This window comes from Streptomyces sp. NPDC014991, assembly GCF_043080665.1.
Taxonomy (GTDB): Bacteria; Actinomycetota; Actinomycetes; order Streptomycetales; family Streptomycetaceae; genus Streptomyces.
Window position 1 is genome coordinate 64,602 of the sequence record NZ_JBIBVY010000007.1, and the last position, 18,707, is coordinate 83,308.

Annotated in this window: 13 protein-coding genes and 1 pseudogene; 3 read left to right on the plus strand and 11 right to left on the minus strand. The window is 70.9% G+C overall.

Annotation, left to right across the window (positions count from 1 at the left end):
- Window positions 1–88 precede the first annotated feature (88 nt).
- The 4 genes from ACF1BE_RS13590 to ACF1BE_RS13605 form a co-directional block, all read right to left on the minus strand.
- Window positions 89–1,072: a hypothetical protein gene (locus ACF1BE_RS13590; RefSeq protein WP_392199179.1), complete on the minus strand. Its 984-nt coding sequence runs from the start codon at window positions 1,070–1,072 to the stop codon at window positions 89–91.
- Window positions 1,063–1,758, minus strand: a complete 696-nt coding sequence (locus ACF1BE_RS13595; protein ID WP_392199180.1) for a thioesterase domain-containing protein — start codon at window positions 1,756–1,758, stop codon at window positions 1,063–1,065. Before ACF1BE_RS13595 ends, ACF1BE_RS13590 begins: the two co-directional genes overlap by 10 nt.
- Window positions 1,759–2,421: 663 nt before the next feature.
- Window positions 2,422–3,585, minus strand: a complete 1,164-nt coding sequence (locus ACF1BE_RS13600; RefSeq protein WP_392199181.1) for a S1 family peptidase — start codon at window positions 3,583–3,585, stop codon at window positions 2,422–2,424.
- 1,038 nt (window positions 3,586–4,623) lie between these two features.
- Window positions 4,624–5,043 carry a hypothetical protein gene (locus ACF1BE_RS13605; RefSeq protein WP_392199182.1) on the minus strand — a complete coding sequence of 140 codons (420 nt, stop codon included), beginning with the start codon at window positions 5,041–5,043 and terminating at the stop codon, window positions 4,624–4,626.
- A 361-nt stretch (window positions 5,044–5,404) separates the two neighbouring features.
- Here ACF1BE_RS13605 and ACF1BE_RS13610 point away from each other — a divergent pair, with 361 nt between their 5' ends.
- Complete coding sequence (locus ACF1BE_RS13610; RefSeq protein WP_392199183.1) at window positions 5,405–5,668, plus strand: hypothetical protein; 264 nt, start codon at window positions 5,405–5,407, stop codon at window positions 5,666–5,668.
- Window positions 5,669–7,193: 1,525 nt separating this feature from the next.
- On the opposite strand, the gene ACF1BE_RS13615 is transcribed toward ACF1BE_RS13610, so the two are convergent.
- Complete coding sequence (locus tag ACF1BE_RS13615) at window positions 7,194–7,667, minus strand: hypothetical protein (RefSeq protein ID WP_392199184.1); 474 nt, start codon at window positions 7,665–7,667, stop codon at window positions 7,194–7,196.
- A gap of 384 nt (window positions 7,668–8,051) precedes the next feature.
- On the minus strand, window positions 8,052–8,588 hold the full coding sequence (locus ACF1BE_RS13620; RefSeq protein WP_392199185.1) for a hypothetical protein: 537 nt from the start codon (window positions 8,586–8,588) through the stop codon (window positions 8,052–8,054).
- A gap of 482 nt (window positions 8,589–9,070) precedes the next feature.
- Between ACF1BE_RS13620 and ACF1BE_RS13625 the strand changes: the two genes are divergently transcribed.
- Window positions 9,071–10,444 (plus strand): helix-turn-helix domain-containing protein, encoded by a 1,374-nt coding sequence (locus ACF1BE_RS13625; RefSeq protein WP_392199186.1) that lies wholly within the window; start codon window positions 9,071–9,073, stop codon window positions 10,442–10,444.
- Window positions 10,445–10,656: 212 nt separating this feature from the next.
- Here the strand turns inward: ACF1BE_RS13625 and ACF1BE_RS13630 are convergent, their stop codons facing one another.
- From ACF1BE_RS13630 to ACF1BE_RS13645, 4 genes and pseudogenes are all read right to left on the minus strand, one after another.
- Entirely contained in the window at window positions 10,657–11,091 is a 435-nt protein-coding gene (locus ACF1BE_RS13630; RefSeq protein WP_392199187.1) for a VOC family protein, read from the minus strand.
- 563 nt (window positions 11,092–11,654) lie between these two features.
- Window positions 11,655–11,758 (minus strand): annotated as a pseudogene (locus ACF1BE_RS13635) (transposase); the annotation flags it as partial.
- An 87-nt stretch (window positions 11,759–11,845) separates the two neighbouring features.
- A complete protein-coding gene (locus ACF1BE_RS13640) occupies window positions 11,846–13,936 on the minus strand; it encodes a hypothetical protein (RefSeq protein WP_392199188.1) in 2,091 nt (696 codons plus the stop codon).
- Window positions 13,937–14,518: 582 nt separating this feature from the next.
- Window positions 14,519–16,129 carry an MFS transporter gene (locus ACF1BE_RS13645; protein WP_392199189.1) on the minus strand — a complete coding sequence of 537 codons (1,611 nt, stop codon included), beginning with the start codon at window positions 16,127–16,129 and terminating at the stop codon, window positions 14,519–14,521.
- Between the two features lie 56 nt (window positions 16,130–16,185).
- Between ACF1BE_RS13645 and ACF1BE_RS13650 the strand changes: the two genes are divergently transcribed.
- Complete coding sequence (locus tag ACF1BE_RS13650) at window positions 16,186–16,689, plus strand: winged helix-turn-helix transcriptional regulator (RefSeq protein ID WP_392199190.1); 504 nt, start codon at window positions 16,186–16,188, stop codon at window positions 16,687–16,689.
- Between the two features lie 281 nt (window positions 16,690–16,970).
- Here the strand turns inward: ACF1BE_RS13650 and ACF1BE_RS13655 are convergent, their stop codons facing one another.
- Entirely contained in the window at window positions 16,971–18,461 is a 1,491-nt protein-coding gene (locus tag ACF1BE_RS13655) for a dienelactone hydrolase family protein (RefSeq protein ID WP_392199191.1), read from the minus strand.
- Window positions 18,462–18,707 lie beyond the last annotated feature (246 nt).

The window sequence follows — 18,707 nt, forward strand, 5'->3', positions numbered from 1 at the left end:
GCGTGCGAATGTCGCGATCCAGCCCGGAAGGCCCTCCCCTTCCCCGAGAGCCCAGCACGCGTGTCACCGGCGTCCCGGGACGACACCCCTAGGGGATTTCCAGGACGGCGCAGCCGACGCCGCGTTCGTCGCCGCCGACCAGCACGACGGTGTCCCCGCGCCGGGACCGGCCGTCCTCCAACAGCCGGGCCAGCTCGGCGATGTGCCCACCGGGCGCCTGGCCGCCACCGCCCGTCCGGGTGAGGACGAAGCACGCGACGTCGTCCACGGCCCGACCGCACTCCGCCAGCGCCGGCACCACCGCCTCGCGCTCCCGCTCACTGAGCTGGACGCCGTGTCCGGACGGGACGCCGTGTCCCGCGGTCTCCTCGGCAGGGCGCCGGCCACGCCGCCTCCCCCACGACCACGACCACGGCACACGTTGTGACAGCCGCCCCCGGGTCCGTGGTGGCGTACCGGGCGCGGGCACGCGCCAGGGGAGATCGGTGCGGAGCAGGGCGCCATGCGGCGGTTCGCCGAGCGCGGCGGTCGAGAGCAGGCGGGCCATACCGGCCGTCGTCGTGAGGACCAGTCCGGCCGCTTCGTCCGTACACATCCGGCCGGGTGGCTCCCGTCGGCGGTCCGCGTACTCCGACGCGCTGTCCATGGTGGTGACGAGGGCGGTCAACGGCGTCTCGGGCCGGCCCGACACATACTGCGCCGCCAGATGCAGGGCGAGCACCCCGCCGTCCGCGGGACGCCACACCTCCCAGGCGGTGGCCGCGGGACAGCCGAGTCCGCGCAGCACCCGAGCGGCCGTGCCGTCCCCGGCGCCGGGTCCTCCGGACGCGGCGTGGACGACGAGGTCCACTCCGCCGTCCGGCACCCCCGACCGCCGCCGCGCGGTCCTCGCCGCGCGCAGCACCACGTCCGCCGGGTCGTTCCTGTCGGCCGGCACGGCCCGGCGATGCTCCCGAGCGCCCCGACGGAGCGCGCGGCGCTCCTCCCCCACGGCGCGAGGGGCGTCGTACGACCGTTCGGAAGTGGTGGCGGCGGCGCCGACCCAGACGTCGGTCCAGCGGTTCACCTCCATGCGGCACCCGGCCCGACCCACTGCTCGCCCGACGACGCCGTCGTCACGCCCTCCATGCCCGCTCCCGTGCCGGCTCCCGTGTGCATCGGGCCGCGGGCCGGTTCGGCCGGAACGGCGGTGATGATCCGGACGACGGCGTCGAGGCGGTCGTTGCCGTGCAGACAGAGGTGACCGCCGCCGTCGGCACGCAGCGCGAGCATGACCGTCTCCCGCACTTCCGAGTCGCCCAGGAGACCAGCCGCCCTACCGCCCGAACCGGCAGCGGCGGCGAGCAGCTCCGCGTCCGTGCTGAGCCGGTCGTGCACGCAGGGCTCGTCGGCGGACGCTCCCCGGCCGGAGGGGAACAGCCGGCAGGGGGCGCGGCGCCCGTGCAGCCGGCGGGCCGTTCCGCAGGTGACGACCGCTCCCATGCTGTGCCCGACGACGACGTGGCGCCCCGGAACGTGCCGGGTCATCTCACGGGCGAGGGCGTCGGCGAGTCGGCCGACCTCCGGGACCGGCGCCTGACGCCGCCGGTCCTGACGGCCCGGGTACTGCACGCCCAGCACCTCGCAGCCCGGCGCCAGGAGCCGGGCACGGGTGCCGGCCGCGCCGCCGGCACGCGGGACGCGGGCCGGTCGGACACCGGGGTCGGGAGCACCGGGCCGCGGCCCGGCCGGAGCGTCTCGGAACCACTCGCTGCCCACTTCCACTCCCCTGCCTCGCGCTTCGTCGTGGTGGTCCGCAGACCACGCACCATGATGCGGGCGGTCGCTCAAAGTCCGGACAAGAAGCGCACAAAAGCGACCGAGGACCGGCGGAAAAAGTGACATCGGCAGGCATCACTGTTTGCCGGGCGCGTCGACGGCGGACAACAATCCTGCCGCCAGGGAGAGCTTGCGCCGGGCTCCGGCGCAAGGCCCTCGTCCCTTTCCGGGCCGTCGTCGCAAGGCGTGTCCGCCGACGGAAACCTTCCCCGGGAACCGGCCGGGCCGATGTTCATTCCCCCGTATCATCGGCCCGGCCGGGGCCTACGACGCCCACACGCCAGCCAGCGTGCGTCCGACGGCAGGCACCTTGCCTCGGACGCCGGCGGGAAAGGCCGTAGGCACCGCCCGACACCTGGCAATGAGCGTCAGTGTGGTGGTCCGATCCCACATCCCTGGCCTGCACCGCCTGCGCGGCCCGCGCCGCCTGTGTACGGCGGAGGAGGAGCTGGGGCCGGTGGAAGTCCCCGTGCCCCGGGTCGAGTTCATCGGCCGGGGCGCGAGCGCCCCCCGGCCCCCGGCGGACTTCCGGCCCCCCTGCGAGCCGCACCGGCCACCGTGTGGTGGCACAGGCCGGTGCGGCCGGGGTTCCGTGCGGTCATCTCACGCGGTGTGGAGTCTGAGCCCGAAGCGGTTGAGGATCTCGTTGACCGGCTGGTACCAGGTCTCGCCTCCGCTGCTGCAGTTGCCCCAGCCGCCGGAGGTGACGCCCTGCGCCTGGTCGCCGCTGATGAATGATCCACCGGAGTCGCCCGGCTCGGCGCAGACGCTTGTCTTGGTCATCTCGTGTACGGCTCCTTGGCTGTAGTTGACGGTTTCGTTCTTGGCCAGGACGGTGCCGCAGTGCCAGTGCGAGGTCGAGCCCGAGCGGCAGATGGAGGCGCCGACGGGTGCCTCTGCCGAACCGCGCACGAGCTGGTCGGAGACCGTGCCCCAGCCGAGCACGACCGGCACGGTCCACCAGCCGCTGCCGACGCTGACCCAGGCGTAGTCGTTGTCGGGGAAGGAGGAGCCCTGGAAGTTGCCGATGTAGGTGTGGTCCCAGCCGTTGACCGCGGCGCCGGGCTGGGCGCAGTGTCCGGCGGTGACGAAGCCGCCGGACACGGAGAAGCCTATGGAGCAGCGCACGTTGCCCGTGTAGTAGGGGTCGCCTCCCACGGTGCCTGCCGCGAAGGTGCGAGGAGTGTGGTCGGTCTGGCCCACGGTGACCGGACCCGCCTTGCGGGCGCGGGCGACGAAGGACCGGACATCGTTGTCATCCTTGTGGGAGGCGACCACGTCGACGGTGACGGAATTGGTCTTGGAGTCGACGTGCCAGCCGGCCACCCCGGCGGGGGCGTGCAGGGCGTCGACGCGCTTCATCGTCGCGTTCAGCTGCCGCTCGCTGTGCTTGACGAGTGTCACCCGGGCGCCGGTCGCCTCGACGGCCTTCCGGGCACCGTTGCGGGTGAGAGCCACGACGAGCTTTCCGCTCGCCGAGTCGAACCATGAACCGCCGTACGAGTCGCCTGCCGCGCGTTCGGCGCTGCGCTCGACCTGCCGGGCCGCCCTCTCGGCGGCGAGCCGGGCTGCTGCCTCGGTTCGAGTGATCCCGAGGTCGCGCTCCATAGCCGTCAACAGGCCACCCGACGCGGGGTCCTGGCGGGCAGCGGTGGCAGGGGAAGGCGTGGACGTGCCGTCAGCGACCGCTTCGGTGAGCCCGGCGGTGGTGAGAGTCAGAAGAAGTGCGGCGGACAGTGCTGCGCGAAGAACTGTTGTCTCCTTCAAGGCAGTTGCCTTTCGTCGATCCGAGGGTCGGTGGGGTGCGAAGGCATGTGCTGAGAGCGCTCTCACAGTGGAGCGGCTTCACCGTAGCGCTTCGATTTTGACAGGTCCATACCAGGCGCCACGAAAGACGCCGGAGGCGACGGATCCGTACAGCAGCGGTAGGTGAGTGACGGTCAGGTCCGTCTCCGGCAGCGGACCGGCCCGGGTGCCGACATACTCGGCGGCGACGGCGTCACCATCAGGCTGCTCGCCGAGGGACACGAAACTCTGGAGTGCCTGCGTACGACGGGGCCGGCTGCCGCACCTTGACGACGAGGTCGGGTGCGTGCCGCTGTCGGCGCTGCGGACCGGGCACCGCACTCCCTCACCCACCCAGGCCGCAGCGGCCCACGCGACGCACTCGGTGCCGGGTGCGGGCCGGTAGCCGCACCACCGTGCGGTCGGTGCGCACCTGGTGCGGCCGGTGCGCGTCCACCGGGTTACCGACACGCACCGCCGGTGCAGGCGGCGGGGCTGGAGCGGAGAGCGACGGCCGAGGGTGATCGACGGTGGGGCCGGCGGGGTGGTTCACCCCCGCATGGGCTTCTCGTGTTCTCCGGTTCGTCCGTGAGCAAGGCGTCCAGAGATCTCGCCCAGCCCAGTGTGCGTTCGGTGACCATGTGCTTGTTCCGCGTGTCGTTCATCTGGGCCCTGGACTCCGAGTACCACACCTCGACGACCACGTTGTTGCGCCGGAGTAGACGGAGGTGTCGTTGAACCGGTGTGCGTCCGTGAGGTGTTCGTCCGAGACCGTCTTCTTCGCTTCTTCCGCCCGCTGCCCAACCGCACCACGTATCCCGCCTCCCGCGGTGTGATACCCGCAGCCTCCGCACGGCCCGTTCGCACTCCCGGGCCAGATACGGGTGCGCCGGGCGGGCAGGGCCAGCATCCGGTCCATCCCGGGAATCAGCCCGGAACTGGGACTCCCGCACGGCTTGGCGTCGGTTTTCCGGCGAGAACTACTGGGACCCTCGAACCTCTGGAGCCGGCACTCAGGGCTCAGTGAGAGCGGGCTGCGCCCGGCTGTTCCTCGCCCTTGTCGTCGTTGCCCTTGAAGCAGACGACGAACCATTTGCCGGAGCCTGACTGGGTGAGCGAGCCGGTCGTGCCCGGGACGTCGGAGCACGCGAGGGTGTCGACGACCGCGTTCTCGTCCATCTTCAGGACCTTGTAATCGGCGCGCGGGTCAGTGCAGTCGAGCTTCTTGGCCTTCGCTTCCTTGTCCGTCCCGGTGTTCTGGAAGCAGTCACCGGCCTTGAGCGTCGCGGACTGGTCCTTCGTCTCGTACGGACCCGCGGCCCAGAACGCCACCATGCCCGCGAGGACAAGGATCAGACAGAGGAAGACCAGGCGGTTGCGTCGAATCTGCGCTGGGGTATGGGAGGCGTTCAGCCCGCCCAGGGGCGGCATTTGCGACACGGGAGTTCCTCAAGCAGTGGGGACTTGCGAAGACGACCACGAATCTAGCCGCCTGCCCGTACTCGTCGTTCGCCGCCCCCTGTTGGTCCTCCTGTCGGGGTTGTCGAGGGTGGCGGCGAGCCGTGCGAGCCCGACGCGAAAGGCTTCGACCCCGCCGCCATCCGCCGCTGACCGGTCACGCGTGTGAGCGCGAGCAGACCGTGGAGGAGGCAGCGCGGCACGGGGCGTGGTCGTACGCCGCACATCGTGGCACCGCGTGACCGAGCCGGGTGCCGCCGGGGAGGATGCGGGCGGCTGGGTCTGCCTCGATGGTGGGAAGAGCTGAAGCGTTGCCACTCCGATGTGACCAGGGAATGTGATCATGGACAGGTCGCGATTGATCGAGATGACCGCTCGCCGTGCCGCCGAGCGTCCAGGCGGCCGTCAGTTCGCCGCCCAGGACATCGACCAGGTCCTTGAGGCACTGTTCGGCACCCTGGAGCACCCGGGGGCGATCGCTGAGGCGCTCAAGGCCGAGCAGACGGTCACGCTCGGCAGTTTCGGCAGTTTTCACGCCGGCGACGGTGCGGCGGCCTTCCGGCCGGGCAAGGCACTCACCGAGTACCTCCGCGACGAGACCGGCTGAGCCCGTCGGACACCGCGCGTTCCCCACGGTGGCGGCTCGGTGCGCCGTGCGGCAAGGGGCCTTCACGGCGTACCCGCCCCGCGCTGCCTCCTCACGGTCGCGGCGGCCGTGCCGCACCGGCCGGCCACCCGTTCGGAGCAGCAGGCCGCAACGGCCGGGCCGTGCCAGACGCAGCCGCTCGGTACGGCTGATTCAGCGCGCGCGTCTCCGCGACGACGGGCCGGGGTCGGCGCGAGCCCGTACGTCTCCCGTCCGGGGCGGCCTTCGGACCGGGCCCGCCGGCGCCGCCGCGCCGCGGGCCCGGGAGCGCGCCGCCTCCCGTATCCCTCGCGGCGGCAAGCGCTCGAACGGGACATCGTCCCGAACCCTTACCTGGTGTTCCACGACATCGACGCTGCCGGATGCAGCACAGTCGCCCGGGGCCGCGGTCAGGACAGGTGGCAGCTCCTGTCGTGCGGCCGTCGGCACTGGCGGGCGCTGAACGTCCAGGACGCCCGCCGCTCCGCAACGGTCCGGTCCTCGTGCATGGTGATCATCTGTCGTCCCCGCCCGGGCGCGCCGCAGTGGTTCTGTTCACATCGTGGAAGCAGAGTTCCGACAGCGATTCGGTAGGCAGTGCCCGGCGAGGGGTCCGACCGCAGTGCGGTCGGACCCCTCGTGCTCGTCCGGTTCGCTTTCCGCTCACCGCCGGCCGGCGTCCCTGCTGGCCGGGCCCCACCCGTCCGCGCCACCCTTCACCGTGTCCTACCGATGCCGGACGCTGTTCACACCACGACGAGTCCGAGCAGGCGGTGGGTCCTCCGCGGGCAACGGTGTGCTGCCCGGGGCTCCGGCAGAGGGCGCCGCCGGGTACAGGTGCCCCCTGCGGTCGAGGGCAGGGACGAAACCCATGCCCCTCGGAGGGCGTCCGTCGACTTCCCACCCCGGTGCCCTGTCCCGGCCGGGACCGGCTGGGCGGAGCGGTTCCGCCGTCAGCGGGCGCTCGTGGTCTCGATGTCGACGATGTGGTCGTACCGCTCCAGCAGTGCCCTCCTGGGATGCGGGGACGACTCGTGGCGGTCGGCCGACCACCGGGTGCGGCCGACACGGCCCGGAGTCGCGGCCTGTCGGCCGCGGGCGGCAGCGGTTCGGGCCGCCGTTCGGGCTGTCGGCCGACCGGGCGGCGGCCCGTCCCCCTGTTCAGGGTCACCTCGGGCGCGCTGGCGATGTTCGTTCGGACTGGCTGCGGACGAAGCCCAGTTGGTGGGAGGGGACGTTCACCGCGCCGTCGACCATCGACCGCCGGATCTCCGGAACCGTGGTCCCCTCCCGCGCCGGCCACGGCCTGGAGCTGGAGGACGGCATGGCCCGACTCGCCCGCAGCCGGCTCGAGCAGCATTTCGCCGAGGGTGAGAAACGGGGCCGGGGCCAGGCCCCGCCACTGGCTGGTCGACCATCACTGCCCGCGGCCCCGATGCCTCCCGCATGCCGGCACGATCACCGTCTTCTCGCGTGGACGAAGCCACACGGAGCATGAGTCGGCGCGTCACTGCTCATCGAGAGACGCCTGGCGGGCCAGGAACTCCTCGAACGCCGCCTTCTGCTTCGGATCCATGAAGCCTTGGCGGACATTGCGAGCCTTCTCCTGGAGCCAGTGCGCCTCGTCGGGGTCCAGTAGCTCGGCGACCACCACGCCTTCGCGAGCGACCGCCGTGCGCCCTCCTGCACGACGACGAAAGAGGGTGAACTCACCGAACTCCGCGGGGTGGGCCAGTTCCGGCTCCTCCCCCGCAGCCCGGTTCTCGGCCCCAGCGTCACTCGTCGGGTAGGCGGTGGGGGCCCAATGCTCCCAGAGCGCCAGCGTGGCCGCGGGCACCAGCACCGCGCGTTCCGCCTCTTCACGCCCCTCCCACAGGAACGTGACAGTGACGGGCTCGCCTACCGCCTCGGCCAGCCCGAGCACCCTCTCCACCTCATCGTTGATCGGGTAATCCACCACTACGTCGATCTGAATGCCCATGGTGCCTGAGGCTACTGGCCGCGTCCGAACCGGCCGTGGACTCCCTCCGCACGGTCGCGGAGATCAACTAGCAGCGACACAGCGCGGAGCGGAAGACGATGCCACGGTCCCCCGGCCCCTTCCGCGAACTCGGCAGCCTCAAGGGCTACACCCGCTGGGAAGCGCAGCGGTGAGCCGCGGGTACCTCGTACGCTGCGGCCGGCATCTCGACGCGGGTGCGAGGCCGAGCAGGTGACCACCGCAGCGGACAACTGAGAAGCCGTTCTCTTTCCGGACCCTGGGGCCCGTGCAGCGGCCGGGCCGGGCCGGGACCGACCCTTCCTGACCGCCCAGTCCCGGTTGGGAGACCGCAACCCGCAACGGCGTCCGCGAGGAGGGCCGGCGTCAGCCGTCGTCCGACTGGAGCAGGGCCTCGGAAATCATGCGGGACGCGAAGGTGCGGTCGTCGGTGATCCGGTTGATGTGGTCCGCGAGCAGAAAGGCGGTGGCCTCCAGGGGCGTCAGCTCGTGCCGGGTCCAGTACCCGTACTGCCGACGCCAGAGGTTGGGGCTCAGGTCGGTGGCCGCGGCCACGACCAGGCCGACCATGGTGGGAATGACTTCGACGGGGATACTCCTGGGCATTCTGCGCATCGTGGCCACGAGGGTGGGCACCACGTACTCGATGACATCTTCGCCCTGGGCCTCATGGGCCTGCCGCAGCCACTGCATGAACCCGTAGATCAGCGTGCACGCGCCATCGAGCAGGTCGTCAATTCCCTCGGGGGCCAGGGACGCGACGTACTGGTCGGTCAGCCGCTGCTGCTCCGGATCGGGAGTCGGCCCGCCGTCGTAGACGGCCTTGAGTCGGGAATCGATCACCATGAGCGCGGCGCTGACGTCGCCGACGGGAGCGAACTTGGGATCGCAGGGCGATGACACAGGAGTCCTCCTCGAGCGCCCACAGTGAGCGGCAGCGATGCATCGACGATAGGCGAGCGTCGCGACGGGTGTCCGCGGAACACCGTGGAACGACCGGATGACGGCCGTGGCAAGGGTGGACGAGCCGCCAGCTCCTGCCGTCCCGCGGCGCGGAGAGCGCGGTGCCGGCGGCGGAGGCAATGGTGACGAGCGCGGTGAGCGCCGGCTCGGTGCGCTTGGGCCTGGGTGCCGTGTGAGTGAGTACGCGAGTGTGTGAGCGAACAAGTACGCGGAAGGGTGCGTGGATGGCCTGACGCCGCCGACGTCTGATGGTCCGTCCGGCCTTGGCAGGGATGACACCGGGCGCATCGGCGGTCACCCGGTGGCGGGCGCGGCAAGCGGCGGCGGATCCGCGACCATGGGAACCATCCCAGCCCCTCTGACGTGCAGATCCATGGAGTGCCTGGGATGCCGTCCCGGGACGGGGAGGACACGGGAGAACAGTGTCGGCACCACCGGACGACGTCCAGCAATTCGCGGCGCTGCTCACACGCCTGAAGGAACGCACGGATCGCAGCTACGGCCAACTGGCCCGGCGCCTCAACATGAACACCTCCACGCTGCACCGTTACTGCGCCGGTGACACGGTCCCCGTCGACTTCGCCCCGGTCGAACGCCTGGCCGCGCTGTGCCGGGCGACACCGGAGGAGCGGCTGGAACTGCACCGGCTGTGGATCCTGGCGGTGGCGGCACGACAGCGGGCTCGTACGGCGGGTGCGGGTTCCCCTCCGGGTGGGGGCGCTGGTCCGGGCGCCGTCGAGGGTGTCGGTTCCTCCGCGGACGAGAAGCCGGCTCCGCCCGAACCCGATCCGGCACCCCACGATCAGCCGGGACAGCAGGGCCAGGCGCTCCCGGGTGAGGCCCCGAGCCCGGACCCGGTCGCAGCCCCTCCCCGGCGCCCCTGGTACCGCCGCCGGCGGGTCATCGTCGCCGCAGCCGCGGCCTTGGTGCTGGCCGCCGCCCTCGGCGGCCTCCCCGACCTGCCGTCCGACCACCCCGACCGCCCCACGGCACGCGGCACCGCGCACAGTCCGACACCGTCCCGTACGACGACGATGGCGGCGGGCCACGGCCCGGCCACCGCCTCCGTGAGCCCCACGCCCTCGGCGGACCCCACGAAGAAGCCCTCGGCCACGCCCACCGAAACCCCCGACAGCTCATCGCAGGGCAGCCCGTCGAAGCCGCCCGTCTCCGGCATCCCCCTCACCTGGACCGCCAACTCCCAGATCTGGGAGATCGGCTGCAGCCACGACTACGTCATCGCCAAGCCGCCCGGGCAGGTGCCGCCGCCCCCGGCACCGCAGGACGCCGGGGCCTGGGCGGTGACGCAGAACGCGGTGCACGGACGCAACACGCTGGTGGAGATATCGGTGCAGGGGAAAACATCCACGGCCGTCGTTCTGGAAGCGCTCCGCGTACGCGTCGTCGGACGCACGGCGGCCCCGGCCACGGGCAACGTCTACGCCATGGACCGGGGCTGTGGCAGCGAGATGAGCCCGCGCTACTTCGGCGTCGACCTGGACAAGGACCGGCCCGTCGCCCGCCCGGTCCCCGGCAGCGACATGGGCACACCCATCCCTGCCATGCGCCTGCCGTACCGCGTCTCCGCCGCGGACCCGGAGGTGCTGCTGGTCACCGCGGAGACCGCTACCTGCGACTGCCGCTGGTACCTCGAACTGGAGTGGTCATCACAGGGCCGTACCGGCACGGTCCGCATCGACGACCACGGCCGCCCGTTCCGCACGACCGGCATCAAGGGCCTGCCGCACTACATGTACGCGACCTGGAAGCACGAGTGGGCGCCCCTCACCGGCTGACGCGTCCGGTGCCACCGCAGCGGGCCCGGTCCGTGATGACCGGGCCCACCTGAAGGCGTGGAAGATCCTTCGTGCTGCCGTCTGTAGGGCGACGGCGTTCACACCGCAATGCTGCGCATCGCCCGGCTGCCCGACCTCACCCTCACGGGGTAACTCCCGCCCCATACGAGACCAGAGAGTCCCAGGGGAGGCGGCTCCTCGGCTCGGAAGGCTCAGTCAATGCAGAATTCATTGCCCTCGATGTCCAGCATCGGGATGCACGACTCGTTCTCCTCATCGGCATACAGCGTTTGCACGTGGGTGGCGCCGAGCGCGACCAGTCGTGCGCACTCGGCTTCGAGCGTGGCAAGGCGCTCGTCCCCCACAAGTCCGGTGCCGACCCGGACGTCGAGATGCACTCGATTCTTGACGATCTTGCCTTCGGGGACGCGCTGGAAGTACAGGCGTGGGCCCACGCCTGAGGGATCACTGCAGGCGAACCATGAACCCCGTTCCTCAGGAGACAGGGTGCGGTTGAAATCGTCCCAGGTGGCGTACCCCTCCGGTGGCGGCGGTATGACGTACCCCAGCACTTCGCACCAGAAGCGAGCGAGCCGCTCAGGTTCCGCGCAGTCAAAGGTGACCTGGAACTTCTTGATCGCTGACATCGGCGCACCGTACCGCGTACCGGGGAGGCCCCGCCGCTCATTTCCCCAGACGGATCCGCCCGCCACCCGTCGCCCCCTGGGGGCGCCCTGGACACCAGGCGACCAAACCGGACAGTCCGCGAGAACGACGCGACCGTGGCGACAGAGCGGCCCAATGGTCCCCCAGGATCCAGCCCTGACAACCAACCCTCACGCCACGATCAGTTGCCGGACAACCCTTAGTGTCTCGTGATCCTTCCGCCCTCATTCCCCATCGCCACTCCCGTCCGTCCCCCGGCCTGTCTGCGACCGTGGTTGGCGGAAAAGTACGCCACCTGATCGATGAGTTGGGGCGGGTGGCCGATCGCCGCGAGATCGGCGCGAAAGCCGACGAAATCCCTGAGTTCCGGCCCCTGCTTGAGCAGATCGCCGACACCGACTCGACCGGAGCCGTGATCACCGTGGACGCTCCGCACGCACAGTGCGCCCCCGCTCACTACCTGGTCGAACAGCGCGACCTCCACTACCTGTTCACGGTCGAGGCAAACCGGAGGAAGCTCGCCGCGCAGCGGGCCGGCCTACCCTGGCAGTTGCCGCCAGGCAGAGCCCGAGTGGCCACGAATACGATCGCGGCCAGGACCGCGCGGTCGGCGCACCGGCTGCGTCCCCCACCCTGCGGACACGTCGGCAACCTCAGTTGCGGACGCGCTGGAACCCAGCCGCTCAACCGTCCCCATGCTCGGGTGAACGAAGTACTGCCAAGCGATGCAAGGTCTCAATCGTCGGATCCGGGTGCGTTGCGGGCCGTGAATGCCTCCTCCAGCCGATCCTGGAGCCGGGCGTGGCGGAACTGGAATACGGGTCCTACGGTCCGTAGAACGTGGCGCTCGCGGGCATCGGAGAGAAACCTGACCAGGCGGATCGGAGCCTCGTTCCTCATGCGCAGCTGGAGGCTCGCGAGGAATGTGCGCCAGGTCGCCGATCCCACCAGGCTCAGCGCCAGACTGAGCAGGAGGCCGCCTACCGTCACCAGCGCGATCCCGGACAGGAATCCGTCGATGACCCCGAAGATGCGCTCATCCGTCAGTTCGCCGAGCAGTCCCAGGCATGATCCTCCGATGAGACTGCCGGCGAGGCCGCCGGCGATTCCGGCGGTGAGGGTGTACTGGCGGTCCTGTCTCCAGCAGGAGACGGGACCGATGGGGGTGCGGCTGTCGGCACTGCGGTTACTGAGACCCGTGACGAATCCTCCCACCACGCCGGCGATGAGGCCGATCACAAGTCCACCGAAAAGCATGACGATCCGGTGATAGGCGAGGAGGAGGGCGACGCCTATGACGACTCCGAAGCCTCCACCACCTGCAATCCCGAACACGAAGTTCTCGCGGACGACGAAGTCCCTCCACTGCAGACGGCCCAGCAGTTGGGGCGAATCCCCGGCACGCCCGTACGTGAGTGACATGGCCACGGAGAGGCCCACCACCACGCCAGTTCCGAGGCCGGCGGCCGGCCCCACCCAGAGGAAGCCGGCCGCCCCGGCGAGGCATCCCAGGAGGAGGCAACTGGCTGCCGTTCTCGGCCAGGCCGGCCGCCACCGGGGGACCTGCCACCAAGCCAGGTCGCGGCTTCTCTCGTTGTTCATCCGGTGGGCGATGAAACCGAGCCAGCGCTCAGCCTGGTCGAGGCTGTAGCGACTGCGCGGCTGTCCGGGCCGGTCGTCGTCATAGGCGGCGGGCAGGACTCGGTCAAGCAGGTGGTCCTCCACTGCCGACCGGTCCGCGAATCGCTCGGGATCGAAGCGCTGATCCGCGCGATAGGTGTCGCGCATGAGCGTGAGCATCAGTGGCGTGTCGAGTGCTTGAGCCACTGCGCCTGAGGGGTTCGTACGGATGTCCTGCACCAGATTGCGCCAGGCCTCCGGGGGCGGCTGCGCCTGGCAACGCGTCAGATACTCCGCCGCGTCGTGGGCGCTGACCGGAAGCAGTTCGAGCCCGGCGGAGCCCGCGATCGGTTGCTCCGCGGCGACGGCCGTGACAAGCTCCCCCACGCGGCTCAACAGGATCAGGCGGAAGTTCGCCTGCTCGTTCAGCGCACGCAGAGCGGCGGGTCGTACGGCTTCGGGTATCTCGTCCAGCCCGTCGAGGATGGTGGCGACCCGACCGGTGCCGATGAGCCGGGAAACCACACCGCCCGCGTGTTCTTCGGACTTCCTGAACATGTAGTCCGTGGCCAGTCGAGTGGCGAGCCAGTCGTGAAGCCGCTGGTTCAGCGGGTCCCATCCGCTGAGCGTCAGCAGCACTGGTACGGGAACTCTCGCGCGCGCGTCTGGTTCGAGCGCCTCGCGATGGCTGAGGGCGTCGAGCAGCAGCCGAATGGCGGCTCCGCTCTTTCCCGCACCGCCTGCTCCGACGATCACCATCCGCCCGGAGTCCAGCGCACCGTAGAGGCGGAAGAGGTCCTGAACGGCACCCGACTCCAGGTCCGCCGCGGTGAGCGGGGCCAGTCCGGGCAGGGGACGGAACCGCGATGAGCCGGTCCCGATGCCCACCGCGTCGGCCGGCGGACCCGACACGGGAAGACGCGACCACCTCCAGCGCACCGGCACGGGACTGGGATGTATCAGCCGTCGTTCACTCGCCGCGGCACTCCACTGCGCCTTTACCCGTTCAGCCAGGTCGTCCGCGAAGTCGCGCAGTGCCGGTTCGGTGAGTTCGGTCCGCGGCCTTCGTTCCGTCAGCCATAACGCCGCGCTGGCGGCGGGAACCACGATCGCGCCGATCGCCTGGACGAGCGTGGCCGCGGAGTCCCGGTCGTGGGACCGGAAGACGAACCCCAGGACGACGAATACGACGATCGTGATGATCAACAAGCCTACGATGACCATACGTGTCCCCCTCCCGTCATCGCACTTGGAGTGTGCCAGACGGCTATGGGCCATGTCCGTCCATCAGCCCGTGCGGCACGTCGCGCGAGGCAGTCCGTGAGACGGCAGGACGAGGGCGCCGTGCAGCTGCGCCCCGGCCAGGCGACGTTGCGCTTCACCGAGTGGGCCGACGGCGCGCGTATCCGCCCGCCGGCGACCCCGGGCCGGGCCCTGTCCGGGCTCCTCCCGGCCCATCTCCCCCACCACGCAGTGGACTTGGTGGAAGCAGCCGCCCTGCCCCTGAACCGGGTCTCTTCCCGGGACTGCCCTGTATCCCAAGGGTCGGAGATGGTGCCGGTCACGGCCGCGTAGTGCCGACCCCGGACTTCAGGACGCACTCGATGACTCCGCCGGTGCCCTGCTTCCCTCTCCGGACCGCCTCCGCGCACAGCTTCAACTGGTGGCGGGGCGACGTGAATCGCTTGGCCATTGCGGGTGCACGTGAGAGTTGGCGAGGGCGGCGTCGGCGGACACGATCTCATCGCGCCCGCCGATCAGCTTTTCTGGGAGTGTCAGTGTGGTTGCTCAGTGTGCCGACTGGGCGGTGACCGGTGCGTTCCGGTGCCGTACGAAGATCGCTGTGGGGATCGCGACGGCGAGCAGGGCGATGCCCCCGATGAGCAGTCCGAGGTGTACGGCATCGGTGAAGGCGCGTGCGGCGGAGTCGGTGACGCTGTGGGCGAGTGCGGTCGGCGGTTCGGCTGCGGCGTCGCCCTGGACGGCGCCCTCGGTGATGCGCGAGGCGTCCGGGCTCGGTACACCCGCGGAGACCAGTCGCTCCTCCAGGTAACGCGGAAATCGGGTGGTGACGACGGTTCCCAGCACGCTGGGGCCGAGTACGGAGCCGATCTGGCGGAACATGTTGACGGTGGCGCTGGCCATGCCCGCCTGCAGCCGGGGGACGCTGTTGACCGCGGCGGCGGTCGAGGGGGCCGTCAGCAGTGCCGATCCGACGCCTGCGATCAGCAGTCCGGGCCACAGGGCGCTGTAGCCGGTGAAGGGCTCCACGGCCAGCAGGGCGAGTGCTCCGGCGCCCAGGACGACGAGCCCTGCCGTCAGCATGAGGGTGAAGCCGACTTTCTGCACGAGGCGTCCGGCGAGCGCGCTGACCACGATGTAGGTGGCGAACATGGCCAGCAGCCGGACGCCGGTGGCCAGTGCCGACAGCTGCTGCACCCGTTCCATGTACAGGACGGCGAGCAGGGAGGTGCCGACGAAGCCGAACATGGATGCTGCCGCGACGCCCATCACCGCGGCGTAGGACGGGTTGCGGAACAGGCGCAGGTCCAGCATGGGGTCGGGGTGGCGCGCTTCGGTGAGCAGGAACAGCGTGAGTGACACGGCGAAGAGCGCGTACATCGCGATGATCCGGCCGGAGGTGTATCCGGTGCTGCCGCCCTCGATGATCGCGTAGGTCGCCGACGCGATCATGACGGTCCCCAGCAGGACCCCGGCCAGGTCCAGGCGTCGGGTCGGGTGCTTGGACTCGGTCACCAGGAACGGCGTGAGGACCACGGTGAGTGCGCCGATCACGACGTCGATCAGGTACACCGCGTGCCATGTGAAGCTGTTCAGGAGCAGGCCGGCGCCGAGCGGTCCGACGGCCAGGCCGAGACCGGAGCAGCTGGCCCAGGCGCCGATCGCCTTCGTCCGCTGGTGCGGGTCGCTGAAGGAGTGGCTGACGATCGACAGGCTGGCGGGGAGTACGGCCGCGCCTCCGATGCCCATGACTGCCTGCGCGGTGATCAGAAGCCCTGTGCTGTCGGCGGCGAAGGCGAGCAGGCTGCCCGCGGTGAGGACCACTGCGCCGCCGAGGAAGACCGTGCGGCGTCCGACCAGGTCGGCGAGTGTGCCGGCGGACATCACCAGGGAGGCGACGACCAGGGAGTAGGCGCTGGTCACCCAGACCAGCGTGCTCGCGGAGGGGTGCAGGTCCTGCTGGATGGCACCGAGCGCGCCGATCGTGGAGGAGACGTTGACGAACGCCATCATCACGCCGAGGCACACGGTGAGCACGCCCCGCCAGGGGTGGGCGGGTATGCCCGTGGGCCCGGCGGAGGGCACGCCGGCCGCCGGAGCGGCTGGGGCGGGCGGGCGGACGGTGCTCTTCACGGAGAGCTGACTTCTGTTTGGCATAGCCAGGAACGTAACACCCTGACTGTCAAAAATGCTAGCCAGGCTAGAATGGGGTCATGGAACGCGTTGACCTGAACGGCGAAGACACGGTGTTCACACGCACGGGCGAGTTCGCCGACCGGGACGCCTTCACGGCGGCCGGCTGGTGCGCCATGGAACGGTCACTGGAAGTGGTCGGCACCCGCTCGGCGATGATGCTGGTGAGGGAGGCGTTCTACGGCGGTCGCCGTTTCGACGACCTGGTCCGGCGCACCGGCCTCGCGGAGACGGTGGCCTCCAAGCGGCTGCGGCAGCTGGTGGCCGACGGGCTGATGGAGCGGCGGCCCTACCGGGTGCCGGGCGCGCGCACCCGGCACGAGTACGTGCTGACCGACCGGGGCCGGGCCCTGTTCCCGCTGTTCGTCGCGCTGATGCGGTGGGGACAGCCGGCCGACGGCGGGCGCCGCGGGGTCGAACTCGTGCACGCCGGCTGCGGTGAGCCACTCGTCCCGGCCGTGCGGTGCGAGGCCGGACACGACGTGTCCGTCGGGGAGACCGAGGCGCGGCTGGCGCCCCGCTAGCGCCGCGCGGGCGGGGTCGTGCGCCCGCGCGGCGCCAGCGGGTGGGGTCTGGGCCCGTCGGCGGCGGGCGCGCCGGCGGCCCGGTTGTCCAGGTGGTCACGCTCGGCGCCCAGGATGTCACCGCACTACCGGGCGGTGAAGACCGCGAAGGCTGCCTGGCCACAGGCGGCGTCTGGAAGGTGAGCCGGCCCTGGATCACCGCCTGTGGTGGGGCGGCACCGCGGACCGCACTCCGGCTGGGAGGGGAAGGGCCGTGCCGTCGGCTGCCGCGGCACAGCTGATCAGCGGCCGCTGTCCGGGTGGTGGACGCTGAGGTCGCCGTAGGCCGACAGAACGCCGGCCAGGTCACCGTGTTCGTGCCGCAGGGTGGAGTCGAGGAAGGCGAGAGTGTTCGCGGCGACGACGTGCGGGCTCTCGGTGCGGCCCAGGGAGCCGACTGTCGAGGGCACAGGCGGCAGGTACAGGGGGCCGTCCATGAAAGTGAGGTGTGCGGCGCCGGGGACGGTGAGCCGGTAGCTCGTCGCGGTGCTGCGCTTGAGGGCCATGGTGAGGCGGGGTATGTAACGCGGGTCGGTTTCGGGGGTGATGGCCTGGGTGAGCGCGAGCGTCGGCTGGTGGAGGGCGGGAGACGTGGGGCCGTGGGGGTAGCCGTCCAGATCGATGACGGCGTCGAACCGGCGGTCCTGCCGGGCTGCCTGCAGAGCGGCGGCACCACCTATGGAGTGGCCGGTGACCGCGACCCGACTGGTGTCCAGGCGTCCGGTCAGCGGGTCGGTGATCTCATCTCGATCCGGATGGTCCAGCTGGGTGAGGACGAAGCTGAGGTCGGCGGCCCGGACAGCCGTCCAGTCAACCGCCAGCTCGGCGTCCTTGTCCCGGTCTCCGGTGGAGGCGATCTTGGCGCGAATTGTGCGGCCGTCGGCGAGGACGACGGCGGCGGAGTCGTACGGGTGGTCGAGGGCTGCGACCACATAGCCGTGGCTGGCCAGTTCCTCCGCCCAGGCGGTGTTCTGGGTACGCACTCCGCCCGACCCGGGAGAGAACAGCACGACCGGGAACCGTTCGCCCCCACCGGCCACCGGGGCGTCGAAGACCGAATGGGTGTGAGCACGCGGGACGCCGTCGACAAGGAAGCCAGGCAAGCCGACCTCGCGGGCGAGGGCATCGGATACGGTGCGTGCCTCGTGCTCCGTGCGTCCGAGGTACTGGGCCCGCTGCGCGCCTGCGGGGCTCTTCCGCGCGGGGTACCAGAGCTGGACCACGACCATGCGCCGGTCGTGCGGATCGGCGGTGAAGCTCTCGGGGCGGCGTGGGTCGGTCCACTGCACCACGCGGGTGCCGACCGCGAAACGGCCCGACGGCTCGGGGAACACGGGTACGGGAAAGGCCCAGGCGGCCACCGGACCCGTGGCGATCAGGCCGAGGCAGGCCACCGAAGCCGGCAACGCCAGCCACCATCGGGCCCGCCACGCCGGCTGGCCGCTACGGCGTCGCAGCAGGGGCGAGAGGGCGAAAGGCGACGCCACGGCAGCGCCTGCCAGTACCGGCAGCATCTGCCAGCGGATCCCCACCACACTCAGCACGATCGTGGACAGCACGAGAACCGCCCCCGCCGCGATCGTGACGCGTGGGCGGGCAGCAGGGGGAAGCCAGCGCGCCACCACCAGCGCGACGGCACCCAGCGAGGCAAGGAATTCAGGAGGGGACATGTACAGCCCCGCGATGATCTCGGTCACCCGGCCATCCTCAGGGCGGGGCACGCGATGCCACATCGATCCCGGGTCGCCATCGCGTGCAACCGGAGTCGCAATCGAGCACGTCACGTGAACGGCCGCGCTGCGACCGCAGGAGGTAGCGGGACTCCTCCTGCGGTCGTACCTCGGCGCGGTGCCATCAGACGGTGGACTCATGTGCTTCGCGGGCCCGGCGGCCTACCGTGACAGGGCCGCGGTACACGCCGGGGAGCGCGGGGCGTGGACTCCTCGTACCCGACCCGGCTCCGGCTGTACGCGGTGGTG

Coding starts and splice junctions, on each gene's coding strand:
- ACF1BE_RS13610 (WP_392199183.1), top strand. CDS start 5,405: ATGGACAGGTCGCGATTGATCGAGATGACCGCTCGCCGTGCCGCCGAG.
- ACF1BE_RS13590 (WP_392199179.1), bottom strand. CDS start 1,072: ATGGAGGTGAACCGCTGGACCGACGTCTGGGTCGGCGCCGCCGCCACC.
- ACF1BE_RS13630 (WP_392199187.1), bottom strand. CDS start 11,091: ATGTCAGCGATCAAGAAGTTCCAGGTCACCTTTGACTGCGCGGAACCT.
- ACF1BE_RS13650 (WP_392199190.1), top strand. CDS start 16,186: ATGGAACGCGTTGACCTGAACGGCGAAGACACGGTGTTCACACGCACG.
- ACF1BE_RS13615 (WP_392199184.1), bottom strand. CDS start 7,667: ATGGGCATTCAGATCGACGTAGTGGTGGATTACCCGATCAACGATGAG.
- ACF1BE_RS13645 (WP_392199189.1), bottom strand. CDS start 16,129: ATGCCAAACAGAAGTCAGCTCTCCGTGAAGAGCACCGTCCGCCCGCCC.
- ACF1BE_RS13655 (WP_392199191.1), bottom strand. CDS start 18,461: ATGTGGCATCGCGTGCCCCGCCCTGAGGATGGCCGGGTGACCGAGATC.